Source organism: Devosia naphthalenivorans, assembly GCF_003056355.1.
Taxonomy (GTDB): domain Bacteria; phylum Pseudomonadota; class Alphaproteobacteria; order Rhizobiales; family Devosiaceae; genus Devosia; species Devosia naphthalenivorans.
This window is the reverse complement of sequence record NZ_PYVW01000001.1, coordinates 555,841-569,867: the sequence shown is the minus strand read 5'-3', so window position 1 is coordinate 569,867 and position 14,027 is coordinate 555,841. Positions and strand designations below refer to the sequence as shown.

At 60.2% G+C, this 14,027-nt stretch carries 10 protein-coding genes; 7 read left to right on the top strand and 3 right to left on the bottom strand.

Annotated features, from left to right (window positions below; translation table 11 throughout):
- Positions 1-17 precede the first annotated feature (17 nt).
- The 6 genes from rseP to C8264_RS03005 all read left to right on the top strand — a co-directional run bounded on the left by rseP (position 18) and on the right by C8264_RS03005 (position 7,026).
- Positions 18-1,154, top strand: a complete 1,137-nt coding sequence (gene rseP, locus C8264_RS03030; RefSeq protein ID WP_108459444.1) for an RIP metalloprotease RseP — start codon at positions 18-20, stop codon at positions 1,152-1,154.
- A 183-nt stretch (positions 1,155-1,337) separates the two neighbouring features.
- The gene (gene bamA, locus C8264_RS03025) at positions 1,338-3,461 is read left to right on the top strand and encodes an outer membrane protein assembly factor BamA (protein ID WP_108459443.1); all 2,124 of its coding nucleotides are present in this window, start codon (positions 1,338-1,340) and stop codon (positions 3,459-3,461) included.
- Positions 3,462-3,533: 72 nt separating this feature from the next.
- Positions 3,534-4,562, top strand: a complete 1,029-nt coding sequence (gene lpxD, locus C8264_RS03020; protein ID WP_162783426.1) for a UDP-3-O-(3-hydroxymyristoyl)glucosamine N-acyltransferase — start codon at positions 3,534-3,536, stop codon at positions 4,560-4,562.
- Positions 4,559-5,035 (top strand): 3-hydroxyacyl-ACP dehydratase FabZ, encoded by a 477-nt coding sequence (fabZ, locus tag C8264_RS03015; RefSeq protein WP_245892909.1) that lies wholly within the window; start codon positions 4,559-4,561, stop codon positions 5,033-5,035. The genes lpxD and fabZ overlap by 4 nt, the downstream gene beginning before the upstream one ends.
- Positions 5,032-5,841 carry an acyl-ACP--UDP-N-acetylglucosamine O-acyltransferase gene (gene lpxA, locus C8264_RS03010; RefSeq protein ID WP_108459441.1) on the top strand — a complete coding sequence of 270 codons (810 nt, stop codon included), beginning with the start codon at positions 5,032-5,034 and terminating at the stop codon, positions 5,839-5,841. Before fabZ ends, lpxA begins: the two co-directional genes overlap by 4 nt.
- 51 nt (positions 5,842-5,892) lie before the next feature.
- Positions 5,893-7,026 carry a lipid-A-disaccharide synthase gene (locus tag C8264_RS03005; protein WP_108459440.1) on the top strand — a complete coding sequence of 378 codons (1,134 nt, stop codon included), beginning with the start codon at positions 5,893-5,895 and terminating at the stop codon, positions 7,024-7,026.
- Here C8264_RS03005 and gltA read toward each other — a convergent pair.
- Positions 7,013-8,302: a citrate synthase gene (gene gltA, locus C8264_RS03000; RefSeq protein ID WP_108459439.1), complete on the bottom strand. Its 1,290-nt coding sequence runs from the start codon at positions 8,300-8,302 to the stop codon at positions 7,013-7,015. The two genes, C8264_RS03005 and gltA, sit on opposite strands and share 14 nt — an antisense overlap.
- Before the next feature lie 151 nt (positions 8,303-8,453).
- Entirely contained in the window at positions 8,454-9,872 is a 1,419-nt protein-coding gene (gene gltX / locus C8264_RS02995) for a glutamate--tRNA ligase (protein ID WP_425430657.1), read from the bottom strand.
- Positions 9,873-10,120: 248 nt separating this feature from the next.
- Between gltX and C8264_RS02990 the strand changes: the two genes are divergently transcribed.
- Positions 10,121-12,097 carry a ComEC/Rec2 family competence protein gene (locus C8264_RS02990; protein ID WP_108459437.1) on the top strand — a complete coding sequence of 659 codons (1,977 nt, stop codon included), beginning with the start codon at positions 10,121-10,123 and terminating at the stop codon, positions 12,095-12,097.
- Here the strand turns inward: C8264_RS02990 and C8264_RS02985 are convergent.
- Positions 12,066-14,024 carry a beta-galactosidase gene (locus C8264_RS02985; RefSeq protein ID WP_108459436.1) on the bottom strand — a complete coding sequence of 653 codons (1,959 nt, stop codon included), beginning with the start codon at positions 14,022-14,024 and terminating at the stop codon, positions 12,066-12,068. The genes C8264_RS02990 and C8264_RS02985 overlap by 32 nt on opposite strands.
- Between the last annotated feature and the right edge of the window lie 3 nt (positions 14,025-14,027).

Sequence of the window (14,027 nt, the reverse complement as noted above, 5' to 3'; positions counted from 1 at the left end):
CGCGCATAAGGAAGACCATGTTCGACTTCATCTACTGGCTGCTGTCCTACGTCATTCCGTTTCTGGCGGTACTGACCGTCATCGTTTTTGTCCACGAGATGGGGCACTATCTGGTGGCCCGCTGGAATGGCGTGGCCATCCAGACATTTTCCGTCGGATTCGGCCGCGAATTGTTTGGCTGGAATGATAAGCACGGTACGCGGTGGCGAATTTCCGCTGTGCCGCTCGGCGGTTACGTCCGTTTCGTGGGTGACATGAACGCGGCCAGCACGCCCGATGACGAAGCCATCGCCAATGCCAGTCCTGAACTGGCGCCGAGATTGTTTGCCAACAAGAATGTCTGGCAGCGCATCGCAGTCGTTGCTGCGGGTCCCATCGCCAACGTCATCCTGACTTTCCTCATCCTGTACGCTTTGCTGCTGGGCTATGGCCGGTACACGATTCCCCCAGTGGTCGGCGCGGTTGTGGCCGGTTCCGTGGCGGAAGCCGCGGGAATTGAGGCAGGCGACGTCATTGTGTCGGTGGATGGCTATGCCGTTCGTGGCTTCGAAGATTTCCAGCGTCTGGTGGCCACCAGCCCTGAGCGTCCCGTCAGCGTATTGCTGGAACGCGATGGCGGCACCGAAACGATCGTCCTGACGCCAGAGGCAACGGAAGTTCAAGACCGCTTCGGCAATAACCAGAGGATTGGCCGCATTGGCGTTAGCCGGGACGTGGCGGAAACCGATGTAACCCTCTATCGGCCCGGACCGGTGGAAGCGGTAGGGATGACCTTTGAGGAAATCCGCTTCATCATTCAGCGCACGGCGGCCTTCCTGGGCGACTTTTTCGTCGGACGCGGCGACATCGAGCAACTCGGTGGACCGGTCAAAGTTGCCAAGGTTTCGGGCGAAGTGGCGACCCTGGGAATCATCGCACTCATAAATCTGACAGCGTTGCTCTCCTTAAATATCGGAATTTTCAATCTTTTGCCTGTACCTATGCTCGACGGCGGCCACCTCATGTACTATCTGGTTGAGGCAGTGAGAGGTCGTCCGCTCAGCATGAAGGTTCAGGAGACTGGGTTCCGCTTTGGCTTCGCCCTTGTCCTGGCACTCATGGTGTTCACGCTTTTCAACGATACCCTGTTCGCCTACCTGCGAACCCTGAGTTAACGTTCAGTTAACCTTGGTTTGCAAGGTGTTGCAGGAATACAAGAGCACCAAGCATTTGCTAACCGCGTCTGGGCTTACGCCTTGTGGTTGGTTAAAAAGGCGGTAAAACGGTGCAGTGGAGTTAGGCTGGGGGAGCGCTGTGCATGGCGAATCCTTTGGCATGGTCGCAGAGGCAACAATAATATGATCCATCCCAATAAGCAGACGCGCGGCGCGATCCTGGCCTTGGCCGTTATCGGTGCAGCACCGCTCGCAGGCTCCGGCATTCCGCTTCTTGGCGTTGCGACCGCTCAGGCACAGGAGCAACTTATTGGCTCCGTCCTTTTTGAGGGCAACCGCCGCTTCTCCGATAGTCAGCTCCTTGCCATGGTCGATGTGTCCGCCTCGGGTGTGTTCACCCAGCAGCGCTTGGCAGCCGACATCGAAAGCATCCGTCAGGCCTATGACCGGGACGGCTTCCTTGGCGTCTCCGTCACTTCCCGTACCGAAGCCACGACCGATGGCCGTGTCCGCGTTACTTTCGTTGTCAACGAAGGTGATCGCGCCGGCATCGCTGCCATCAACTTCACTGGCAACAACTCGATCAGCACCGGAAACCTCAAGGGCACGCTGCTCACCAAGGAAACCGGCATTCTGAGCTGGCTCTTTAAGGACGACAGCTACGACGAGCAGAAGCTTGCCGTCGATCGCGAACGTGTCCGCCTGTACTATGCAAATCGTGGTTACCCCGATGCGCAGATTACCTCGGTCGGTCAGTATGACCCGGCTCGCAACGCCTACTTCATCAACTTCACCGTCAATGAAGGTCAGAAGTATGAGTTCGGCGGTGTAGGTATCGAAACCAGCATTCCTGGCCTGAACACCGATGCTCTCACGGGCACCGTTCAGACTGCGGAGGGGCGCAACTACTCGATCTCCGATCTTCAGGGTACCATTGAAGATATGGCATACGAGGCCACGACGCAGGGTTACTCCTTCGCTGACGTGCGCGCTCGTCTTGATCGTGACGTAACCAACGGCCGCTTCAACGTGACCTACCTGGTCGATGAAGGCCCGCGTGTTTATGTCGAGCGGATCAACATCACCGGTAACACCAAGACTCGTGACTTCGTGATCCGTCGTGAATTGGAGTTCGCTGAAGGCGACCCCTTCAACCGTTCGCTGATCGTGCGTGGTCGTGGCGAGATCAACGATCTGGGCTTCTTCTCCGCGGTCAACATCACCACGGCACCTGGTTCGTCCGCTGATAAGGTCGTGATCAACATCGCCGTGACGGAAACCTCCACGGGTGAGTATGGCGCCAGCGCCGGTTACTCGACTTCGGATGGTATCCTGGGTGAAGTCTCGCTGACCGAGCGCAACTTCCTCGGCCGTGGCCAGTTCCTCCGCGCTGCCATCGGTGCTTCCGAGAATGGTCGTACCTTCGACTTCTCGTTCACCGAGCCTCGCTTCATGGGCCTCAAGGTGTCGGCAGGCGTAGATGCCTATCACCGCATCAACAACGAGACGGATCGTAGCTTCTATGGCACCCAGGCGACTGGCGGTCAGCTGCGCTTCGGCGTCCCGATCACCTCTGATCTATCGGCAACGGTGTTTGCCGGAGCCGAACAGAAGGTCGTCACGGACGAAGAGGGCAATCCGGACCACAAGTCCTCATTCGTCGAAGATGGCGATGAGTTCTACAAGGCCTTCGCTGGTTACACCCTGACCTGGAATGGCCTGGATGATACCAAGAAGCCGACCGAAGGCCTCTATGCTACCTTCACGCAGCAATACATCGGCTGGGATCACAGCCTGATCAAGTCTGAGGCTCGTGCGCGTTACTTCGTGCCTCTGCTGGAAGATAGCGGCATCGTCGGCAGCATCCGCGGCCAGGCTGGTATCATCAATGATCTCAGCGGCGACGGCGTGCATCCGATCGAAGCATTCTCGCCCGGCTCGCAGCTGGTTCGTGGTTTCGAGGGCCGTGGTTATGGTCCGCGTCTGACGACTGGCGAGTTCGTTGGTGCGACCATGTATGCTGGCGTGTCTGCGGAACTCCTGTTCCCAATCCCGGTGCTTCCCGAGAACTACGGCCTGAGCGGCGCGCTCTGGGCAGATGCGGGTTGGGTCGATGAGTTGCCGAACATCGGTTCGGGTACGATTGATCCGGAAAGCCAGGATGAGCCACTGCGCACTTCCATCGGCGCTTCGATCATCTGGGACTCGCCGTTCGGCCCGCTCCGTGGCGACTTCGCCCACGTGCTGAACAAGTCCACGGCTGACCGCACGCAGGTCTTCCAGCTGTCGCTGCAGACCTTGCTCTAGCCGCTACGGCATGAAACAGTAGATTGAGCCGCGGGGCGGTAGCGCCGCGGCTCAATGCTTTTAAGTGACATCATGGTTGATACCCGCTTTCACCGCTTTGCCGGCCCTTTCACCATCGGTGCCATCCTCGACACCCTGGGCCGCAGCGACCTTCTGACCCCCGGCATTTCGGCAAATCACCCTATCGACGGCGCCGCTGATCTCGATCTGGCGAGCCCGTCCGATCTGGCTCTGGCCGCACACACCGACTACATCGAACAGCTGAAGGCTACATCGGCAGGTGTCGTCGTAGTGTTGCCTGCGCTGGCCGAGCATGTGCCGCCTGACAGCGCCGCCATCGTCACCGACAAACCACATCATCTCTTCGCCGACATCCTGGACCTGCTCTACCCGAACAGCACCCGCTCGATCATAATGTCGGTGCGGGAAGATCTTGGCGCGCCGGTCTTTGAGCGGGACGTCACCATTGGCTCGAACGTGGTCATCGGTGCCGGTGTCGAGATCGGACGCGGCACAGTAATCGGCGCCAACACGGTCATCGGACCCGGCGTGACGATCGGCCGAAACTGCGCGATTGCCGCCAATTGCACGATCGACTGCAGCCACATCGGAAATGAAGTGGTTATCCACTCAGGCGTCCGCATCGGCACCGAAGGCTTTGGCTGGCTGGATTTCGGACGCACCAATCGCAAGGTGCCGCAGCTCGGCCGGGTGCTCATCCAGGATTGGGTCGAGATCGGCGCCAACTCGACGATCGACCGCGGCGCTCTGGGCGACACCATGATCGGCCAGGGCACCAAGATCGATAATCTGGTGCAAATTGGCCATAACTGCCGCATCGGCCGCAATTGCCTGATCGCTGCCATGTCAGGCCTGTCCGGCACGACAGTGCTCGAAGACGGCGTTCTATTGGGCGGCGGGGCAGGGACGTCCGGCCATTTGACGGTTGGCGCAGGTTCCGTGGTTCACGGCCGCGCCGCCGTCACCAAGGACTGGCCCGCCGGCTCCAAGCTTGCTGGGGCGCCGGCGCAGGATATAAGAGACTTTTGGCGAGAAATCGCCATTACGCGAAAACTGGCCAAGGGAGACAAGCGGGTATGAACGACAGCATGATCGAGAACGGCGAACTCACGGCGATGAGTCTTGCCGAGATTCTCAAGTCGCTGCCGCATCGCTACCCGTTCCTGATGATCGACAAGATCATCAGGATCAACGGCGATGAAAGTGCTGTCGGCGTCAAGAACGTCACGTACAATGAGCCCATGTTCCAGGGGCATTTCCCAGAGAACCCGATATTCCCCGGCGTGCTCATCATCGAAGGCATGGCGCAGACAGCCGGTGCCATCGTCATCAAACACGATTCAGGTGTCGGTAAAAAGAACGTCGTCTTGATGCTGGGCATAGACAAGGCCAAGTTCCGCAAGCCTGCCGGCCCTGGCGACACCATCGAGTTCCACATCGCCAAGATACAGCGCCGCCGCAATGTCGGCCGCTACAAGGCCGAGGCTATCGTGAACGGCGTCGTGATTGCCGAAGCCGAGATCGCCGCAATGATCATCGAGGCCAATTCGTGAGCCAGGCAACCGTCCATTCCAGCGCGATCGTTTCTCCCAAAGCTCGCCTGGGCAATGGCGTCAAGATTGGCCCGTTCTGCATTGTCGGCGACGACGTCGTGCTGCACGACAACGTCGAGTTGGTGTCGCACGTCGCGCTCGAAGGGCACACCGAAATCGGCGCCGGCTCGCAGGTCTACCCGTTCGCCTCGGTCGGCCACCGGCCCCAGGACCGCAAATATCACGGCGAAGCCTCGCGCCTGGTGATTGGCGAACGCTGCATCATTCGGGAAGCCGCCACCATCAATCCGGGAACCGAAGCAGGCGGCATGCTGACCCAGATCGGCAATGACTGCCTGATCATGGCGAGCGCGCATGTCGCGCATGACGCGATCATCGGCAACAATGTCATCATGGCGAATTACGTTGGCATCGCCGGCCACTGCCATATCGGCGACAATGTCATCTTTGGCGGTAGCTCTGTTGTCCACCAGTTCACCCGGGTCGGTCCGCACGCCTTTATCGGCGCGCATTCCATGGTCGATGGCGACATCATCCCCTACGGCATGGCAGTGGGGAACCGCGCGTCGCTTACCGGCCTCAACCTGGTCGGTCTGAAGCGCCACAAATTCGAACGCGAAGCCATTCATCGCCTTCGCGCAGCCTATCGCATGATCTTCTCCAGCGAAGGAACGTTGCGCGAGCGCGTGGAAGATGCCGCCGGCCTCTTCAAGGACGATCCTCTGGTTCAGGACGTGGTGGCTTTCATCACCGCTGCGTCTGACCGTCCCATTCTTTTGCCCCGCAACGGTAACGCGACCGACTGATAGTCTTTGGCTCCGAGCGTCCAGTTAAGCGGGGCCGGCTCGGAGACCTGAATGACCGACACGCTGAAGCTTTTCATCCTTGCTGGCGAACCCTCCGGTGACCGGATCGCCGCCGACCTGATTGCGAGGCTGAAGCAGCGCGTGCCGCTGCTGTTCGCCGGGGTAGGGGGCGATGAGCTACAGGCGCAAGGCCTCAAATCCCTCTTTCCCATGAGCGATCTGGCAGTCATGGGTATCACCGACGTGCTGATGCGACTGCCCCTGCTTTTGTGGCGCATTCGTCAGACCGCGCAGGCCATTCTGAAGGACAATCCGGACATCGTTGTCCTCGTGGACGCACAAGACTTCTCCAAGCTTCTTGCCAAACGCCTCAAGAAGAAGGGCTTTGCTGGCAAGCTGGTGCTTTACGTGTCGCCCACCGTATGGGCTCGCGCACCGCACCGCGCTGCCAAGCTCACGCCACTTTTCGAGGAAGTGCTCGCGGTATTGCCCTTTGAGCCAGCGGTGATGGAGCGTCTGGGCGGCCCGCCGACCAGCTATGTTGGTCATCCTGCCATCGGCGAAGCACGGGAGAGAACTACGGCCAATGAGGTAGGACCACTAATCCTGCTGCCAGGCAGCCGTGACGGGGAATTGCGTCGGCATCTGCCGGTCTTTCGCTCGGTCGTGGAGCGGCTGTCCGGCCATCCCGCGGTCAGCAGTGTAGTCATCCCCACCTTGCCAAGGCTGGCCGAGCGTCTACGCCGCGAAGTTGCCGATTGGCCGTTTCTGGTGAGCATCATCGATGATCGTGCAGCCCGCGCGGAGCTTTACGATCAAGCAGTTCTGGCCTTCGCCGTGTCCGGCACCGCAACGCTCGAACTGGCACTCGGCAAAGTGCCGATGGTGGTCAATTACGTCATGGAAAGACATCAGGCCCGCGAGTTCGAGCGTATCGGCCGGCCGCGCGTTTCGCTGCCCAATATTGTGCTTGCCCGTGACGCCGTGCCTGAGTTGATCCAGTCACCCGCGGATGCCCATGCGCTGGAAGCCGCCGTGCGCCATCTGCTCGACAACAAAAAAGCCCGCCAGGACCAGATCACGGCCTTTGGCGAGCTTGTGGCATTGATGAAAACCGGCGAACCCGAGTTTCCGCGTCAGGACCCGGCGGACCGGATACTGAGCCGTTGGACTAGCGCGAGCTGACCTCGATGTAGTCGCGTGCTGGCGATCCATCATAAAGCTGGCGCGGCCGGCCGATCTTCTTCTGCGAATCGCCGATCATTTCCTTCCACTGGCTGATCCAGCCAACGGTACGCGCCACCGAGAAGAGCACGGTAAACATCGATGTGGGGAAGCCAATCGCTTCGAGGATAATGCCCGAATAGAAATCGACGTTGGGGTACAGCTTGCGCTCGATGAAGTATGGGTCCTCAAGCGCGATCTTCTCGAGTTCCTGGGCGACCTGCAGCGTGGGATTGTTGTGCACGCCGAGCAGGTCCAGCACTTCCTTTGCAGTCTTCTGCATCACGGTCGCGCGCGGGTCGAAATTCTTGTAGACGCGGTGGCCGAAGCCCATGAGCTTGAAGCTGTCGCTCTTGTCCTTCGCGCGGGCGATGAACTCGGGGATACGATCGACCGTGCCGATCTCCTTGAGCATATTCAGCGCAGCCTCGTTGGCACCACCATGGGCCGGGCCCCAGAGGCAAGCCACACCAGCGGCGATACAGGCAAACGGGTTTGCGTCGGACGAGCCGGCAAGCCGCACGGTCGAGGTCGACGCGTTCTGCTCGTGGTCGGCATGCAGGGTAAAGATCAGGTCCATCGCCTTGGCGATGGTGGGGTCGACCTTGTATTCCTCTGCCGGCACCGAGAAGCACATGTGAAGGAAGTTCGAGGCGTAATCGAGGTCGTTACGCGGGTATACGAACGGCTGACCAACGGAATACTTATAAGCCATGGCCGCGATAGTCGGCATCTTGGCGATCATGCGGATCGAAGCGATCTCGCGCTGCTGCGGATCGTTGATGTCGGTCGAGTCGTGGTAGAACGCCGCCATTGCGCCAACGACGCCAGTCATGACGGCCATCGGATGCGCGTCGCGGCGGAAACCGCGATAGAAATAGTGCATCTGCTCGTGCACCATGGTGTGGCGCGTCACCAACTCGTCGAACTCGGCAAGCTGCTGCTTGTTGGGCAGTTCGCCATAGAGCAGCAGGTAGCAAACTTCGATGTAGCTGCTTTTCTCGGACAACTGGTCGATAGGGTAGCCGCGATAAAGCAATTCGCCCTTGTCGCCGTCGATATAGGTGATCGCGCTGTCGCAGGCCGCGGTCGAGGTAAAGCCAGGATCGTAAGTGAACATGCCTGTCTTGGCGTAGAGGGATCGAATGTCGATCACGTCCGGCCCCACTGTCCCGGACAGCACCGGGAATTCATGAGTCTGATCCCCGATGACGAGTTTGGCGACTTTATCGGTCATTTAGCTCTCCTCGAAGGCCCCGAAACCCAAACGGAAGGAGTTCGTAAGGGTTGAAGCCAGATAATTGGCAGTGGAGACTGCCAAGGACAGGTAACGCTTTTGCCCGGTTGAGGCAATCAACGGGAAGGCAAGGCTTGCCCTCCTGATAGCACTAGACAGAGGTGATCTGATCTTCTAGGCGAGCCATGCTTTCCTCACGCCCGATCAGCACCATCACTTCGAAAATACCCGGTGACACCGTGCGCCCCGTAAGCGCCGCCCGCAGCGGTTGCGCCAGCTTTCCAAGCTTCAGGCCCTTGGCCTCCGCGAGTGAACGCATGGCCGCATCGATCGCTGGCACGGACCATTCATTGAGACCCCGCAGGAGCTCGGCCATGTCGCGCAACACCAGCCTTGCGTCATTGGTGAGCAGGGCCGTGGCTGCCGCGTCGATGGTGAGCGGACGGCTGGCGTAGATGAACTGTGCCAGATCGATCAATTCAAGCACGGTCTTGGCCCGCGGCTGCAACTCGGGCAGGGCGGCCAGCACTGTTGCCTCGTTGGCGCTAAGCCCGTCCACATCCGGCTGGCGGCCAACTTCGGCGGCAGTCGCCAACATCACACCGTAAAGATATTCCGGCTTGGCCTCGCGGATGTAGTGGCCGTTGATGTTCTCGAGCTTGACGAAATCAAAGCGGGCCGCGCCCTTGTTGAGCCCTTCCAGGCTGAACCACTCAACCATCTGCTCGGTTGAAAAAATTTCGTCATCGCCGTGGCTCCAGCCGAGCCGCGCCAGATAGTTCCGGACGGCTTCCGGCAGGTAGCCGAGCTGCCGGTAGGCTTCGACGCCGAGCGCACCGTGCCGCTTGCTGAGCTTGGCGCCATCCGGTCCATGGATCAGCGGAATATGCGCCATCTCCGGCACCGTCCAGCCCATGGCATTATAGATGACGATCTGCCGTGCGGCATTGGTCAGGTGGTCGTCGCCGCGAATGATGTGGGTGACGCCCATGTCGTGGTCATCCACGACGACGGCGTGCATATAGGTCGGCGTGCCGTCGGACCGCAGGATGATGAAATCGTCCAGATTCTCGGTCTTGAACACGACCTTGCCCTGCACATGGTCATCGACCACGATATCGCCGCTCAGCGGTGACTTGATGCGAATGACGGGGGACACTCCTGCGGGCGCCTCGCTGGGGTCACGGTCGCGCCAGTACCCATTGTAGCGTGGCGGCTTGCCAGCGGCGCGTGCTTCCTCGCGCATCTGGTCAAGCTCGGCGGGCGAGCAATAGCAGTAATAGGCGTGGCCCATCTTCACCAGTTCATGGGCGACTTCGGCGTGCCGTGCGGCGCGGCTGAACTGGCTGATCGGCTCACCGTCCCACTGCAGCCCCAGCCACTTCAAGCCATCGATCAGCGCTACGACTGCGGCTTCCGTGGAACGCTCCCGGTCGGTGTCCTCGATGCGCAACAGCATCTTGCCGCCCTTGTTCTGAGCATAGGCCCAGCTGAAAAGCGCAGTGCGGGCGCCACCGATGTGCAAATAGCCGGTAGGCGAGGGGGCGAAGCGGGTGACAACTTGGGACATGAGACCGGAATGCTTGGATAGTTTGGAAGCCGTGTGTAGCATAGAAGGGCCCGAGCGCAAGGGCGGGGGCAGGTCGGGTGCAAGGGACACAAACGCGCGAGCGTGATGTAGAAGGTGGGCTGTTGGCTCGCCCGTCGCGCGCGTCGCCGGTGCCCGTTCAGCGGTGGCGGCCAACGGCCTCGCGCTGGCGGCCCCGAGACCACCTCGCCGCAACAATAAGGTCTGCCGTCCTCGGCCGGCGCATCTTCGTGCTTCTGCCGTTCGCGATGATCCTGGGCATGATCATCTATGCGCAACTGCCTTTCGAACCACACGGAATGGCCCTCGCAGCAGTGGCCGTCGCTCTTCCGTTTCTCACTCTGGCCCTCTGGCATACTCCGCGCCTGCCGCTCGCCAGCCTCATAATGGCATTCTGGGCTGGCCTGTGCCTGCTGCCGCTGCACGGCGCCGCATTCGGCACAAACATGCTTGCGCGTCCTGCCTACGGATCATTCCAAGCCACAGTTGACGAGGTCATTTCTGCAACGCCGGACAGGCAACGCGTCGTCATCTCTCACGTAACGCCCACGGCCGACGATCGACCGGTTTCCATAAACAAGGCCCGTATCGTCATCCCGGCTGATCCTCCACTTGAGCCCGGGGACGTTCTGTCCGGCAAGATGCGACTGATTCCAGTACCCGGACCTATCCTTCCCGGTTCTCACGACGGTCAGTTTCATTCCTACTTCTCCGGCATCGGTGCCTACGGGACCATAACCAGCGAATTCGCTCTGGTGTCTCGGGCCACTCACTTCGACTTGACGCGATTCGTCGAGGGCACGCGCAGCAGCATCGGCAGGCGGATCGACGCCGTACTGGAAGGCTCGTCCGCAGCCATAGGACGAGCCATGGTCATGGGGGACCAAAGTGCGATCACCGATGAAACGCGGGAGGTCATGGCCGCCTCGGGCTTGGCCCATATCTACTCGATATCGGGTCTGCATCTTTCGATCGTTGCCGGCGGCATGTTCTGGCTCGTTCGGCTGCTGTTCGCGACGCTGCCAGGCGTCGACAAATTCCTGTCCGTCAAAAAAATCGCGGCGGTTTTTGGGCTTGCGGCAGCGGCCGGCTACATGCTGCTCGCGGGAGGTTTGGCGAACGTTCCGGCCTTGCGCTCGGCGATCATGCTGGCGCTGATCTTCGGAGCTGTCCTAGTGGGTCGCCGGGCGCTGACCATGCGCAACGTGGCGATCGCGGCACTCATCATAATCGTCATCGATCCCTCCAGCGTGTTCCGCCCCAGCTTCCAGCTATCGTTTGCCGCGGTGGTCGCTCTGATCGGCACCTATGAAATGCAGCGCAAGGCACCGGACAAGGATCGCGGCTGGCCGTTTCAATTGGCGATAACCGTCTGGACCGCAGCCATGACCAGCTTCATAGCCGGCACGGCGACATTGCTGTTTTCCGCTTACCACTTCCAACAAACAGCGCCACTGGGCGTCGTCGGCAACGTGCTGGTGCTTCCGGTGGTCAGCCTGGTCATCATGCCATTTGCGTTGCTGTCCGTGTTGGCCATGCCGTTCAGCCTTGAAGCGCCGTTTGTTGCCATCATGGGGTGGGGCATAGATCGCATGGTGGACGCCGCTGAGCTTGTCGCCGGTTGGAGCGAAGGGCTGACTGGTAACCCGTTGCTCACCAGTGTGGCTTTGGTGCTGGGCCTCGCGGGGTTAGGCTGGTTCGCATTTCTGAACAATTGGTGGCGCCTGCTCGGACCTGCGGCCGCGGTCTTGCTGATCATGCTCTTCGGCATGGATCAACGGCCGGATCTGCTGGTCGCAGATTCCACCCAGGCGGTCGCAATCCGCTCGGGCGACAGCATGGGACTGGTCACCGGAAGGACCGGCAGCTTTGCCGTCGATGTTTGGAGCGAGCATTATCAAAGCGAGATCGAAGCAAACACGAAGCAAAGTCGGTGCGATAGCCTGGCATGCATCGTGCAAACGGACCGCTTTTCGGTGTCAATAATAAAGAATGCTTCGGCTCTAGCCGAAGATTGTGGGCGGCACGATCTCCTCATCGCCCGCATCCGCGTCCCCCAAACCTGCCACAACAAGCAGATCATCGACGCCGACGATCTCCGCGAAGGCGGCGTTCACTGGCTGGTCTGGAACGAAGCGGCGGCACGGTTCGACATCCGCACCGCCATTCCAAATGTCACCCGACCTTGGCGAGTCGCGCCACGCTGACGCCGGCCGGCAGGATTTCCGCCGATCCGAGCACGTATTCCGCCTCGTCTTCGGCCAAATTCAGCGACGCCGGGCTCGTGCTGTAGTTCACATAGACGCGGTAGCCGCCGCGAACCCGACAACGAACACCCGGCGGCAACTCAATCGTCGGCAGATCAGCTTCTGCGATCAAATAGTCTACCACGCGCTGAACGAGCGCTTTTGTGCCACTAGCGCCCAGATAGTGCAGTTTTCCCTGAGACATCAACACCGGCCAGCCCTCGACGTCTTCAATGACGACGTTCGCATTGGTTTCGATCCGCTCGCGCCAGAGCCGGACAGCACCGGTTCCTTTGACCTCCACCTCGATACTTGGATCAATACTGTCTATCCGGATAACTTTGGCATCGAGCAGATTGCTAGGGAGGTCAGGCGCAAGGCGCTCTGGTATCGCAAAGTTCTCCGTCTTGGAGCCGGACCGCGGACCGATCAACAGATATCCATCATAGTCCGCGATGGCCTCCCGAAGCGCTTCGTTCCACGCAAACAGCGCCGGGACCGCCACAATGTCGTAACCTGCAAAGCTCGATGTCTTGGGCGAGACAATATCAATATCTATGCCGTGCTTGCGGAACGCAGCATAGAGCGCCCTGACATGCCCACCATGGCTGAAGCCCGCCGCCTGCGGCTGGATATCCCAAGCCCACTCGCTTTGGTAATCGAAGACAATCGCGACCCGGCCCCTGGCGGCATTTCCGGCAATGCCGACGGACTTGAGCTCCTGCGCGACCTGCATCGCGTCATGGTAGGCCGGCGCTGGCTCGCTATCCGGCCGCAGGAGCCCCGCATGCATTTGCTCCTGCGCAAACGGTGCCTGCCGCCAGCGAAAATACGACACCACTTCTGCGCCGTGAGCGAAGGCTTCCCAGGCCCACAGCCGCGGCATTCCAGGTAGCGGATCGGGGTTGAAACTTGCCCAGTTCACCGGCCCCGGCTGTTGCTCCATGATCCACATGCGGCCATGGCCCACCGCACGATAAAGGTCATGATGGAAGGCCTGATAGTCAGGCTCCCCCTGCCGCATATACGTCGTCTTGACCTCGTCAGGCTCGTCGCTGACCGCAAGGTGTCCGAGCGGATAAGCGTCCCAACTCGCTACGTCGAGGGTCCCAGCCACATCGTAGTGATCGAACTCGGTGTAGCGGCCCATGAAGTTGTGGATGACCGGAAGATCTGGCCGCCTGGCCTTCAGAATATCGTACTGGACCTTGTTGAATGCGGCGACCTGGTCCGAAGTATAGCGCCGAAAATCGAGATCGTGGGCGGGAGCCGCTTCACAAACCAGCAGATTAGGAAGCTCGATCTGATCGAACCTGTTGTACTCCATCGACCAGAAGACGTTGCCCCAAGCCTGGTTGAGGGCATCGACGGTGCTGTATTTGTCTTCCAGCCAGTTCTGGAAGCCCTGCTTGGCCGCCGGTGAATAGGAGTAGGTCGTGCCATGGCAGCCATATTCGTTGTCCGTCTGCCAACCGCCCAGCGCCGGATGACCGCCAACGGCCTCAACGAGCAATTGCGTAATGCGCGCCGACTCCTGTCGATAACCCATATGGGAGAAGTCATAGTGGCGACGAGAACCGAAGCCCTTTTGGCGACCATCTTGGCCAACCGGCAGCATGTCCGGACGCTTGTCTATCATCCAGCGCGGCGGCGTAGCGGTCGGCGTGCCAACAATCACCTTCAGTTCGTGACGATCGAGCACGTCCATGGCCCGGATCATCCAATCGAACTGCAGATTGCCCGGACTGGGCTCGAGTTTGCTCCAGGCAAACTCGCCTATCCGAACGAACTTGATTCCCACCTCAGCCATTCGCGCCGCGTCGCGCTCCCACCACTCCTCAGGCCAATGTTCGGGGTAGTAGCAGACGCCAAGGGCAGGGGTGGTCATGAT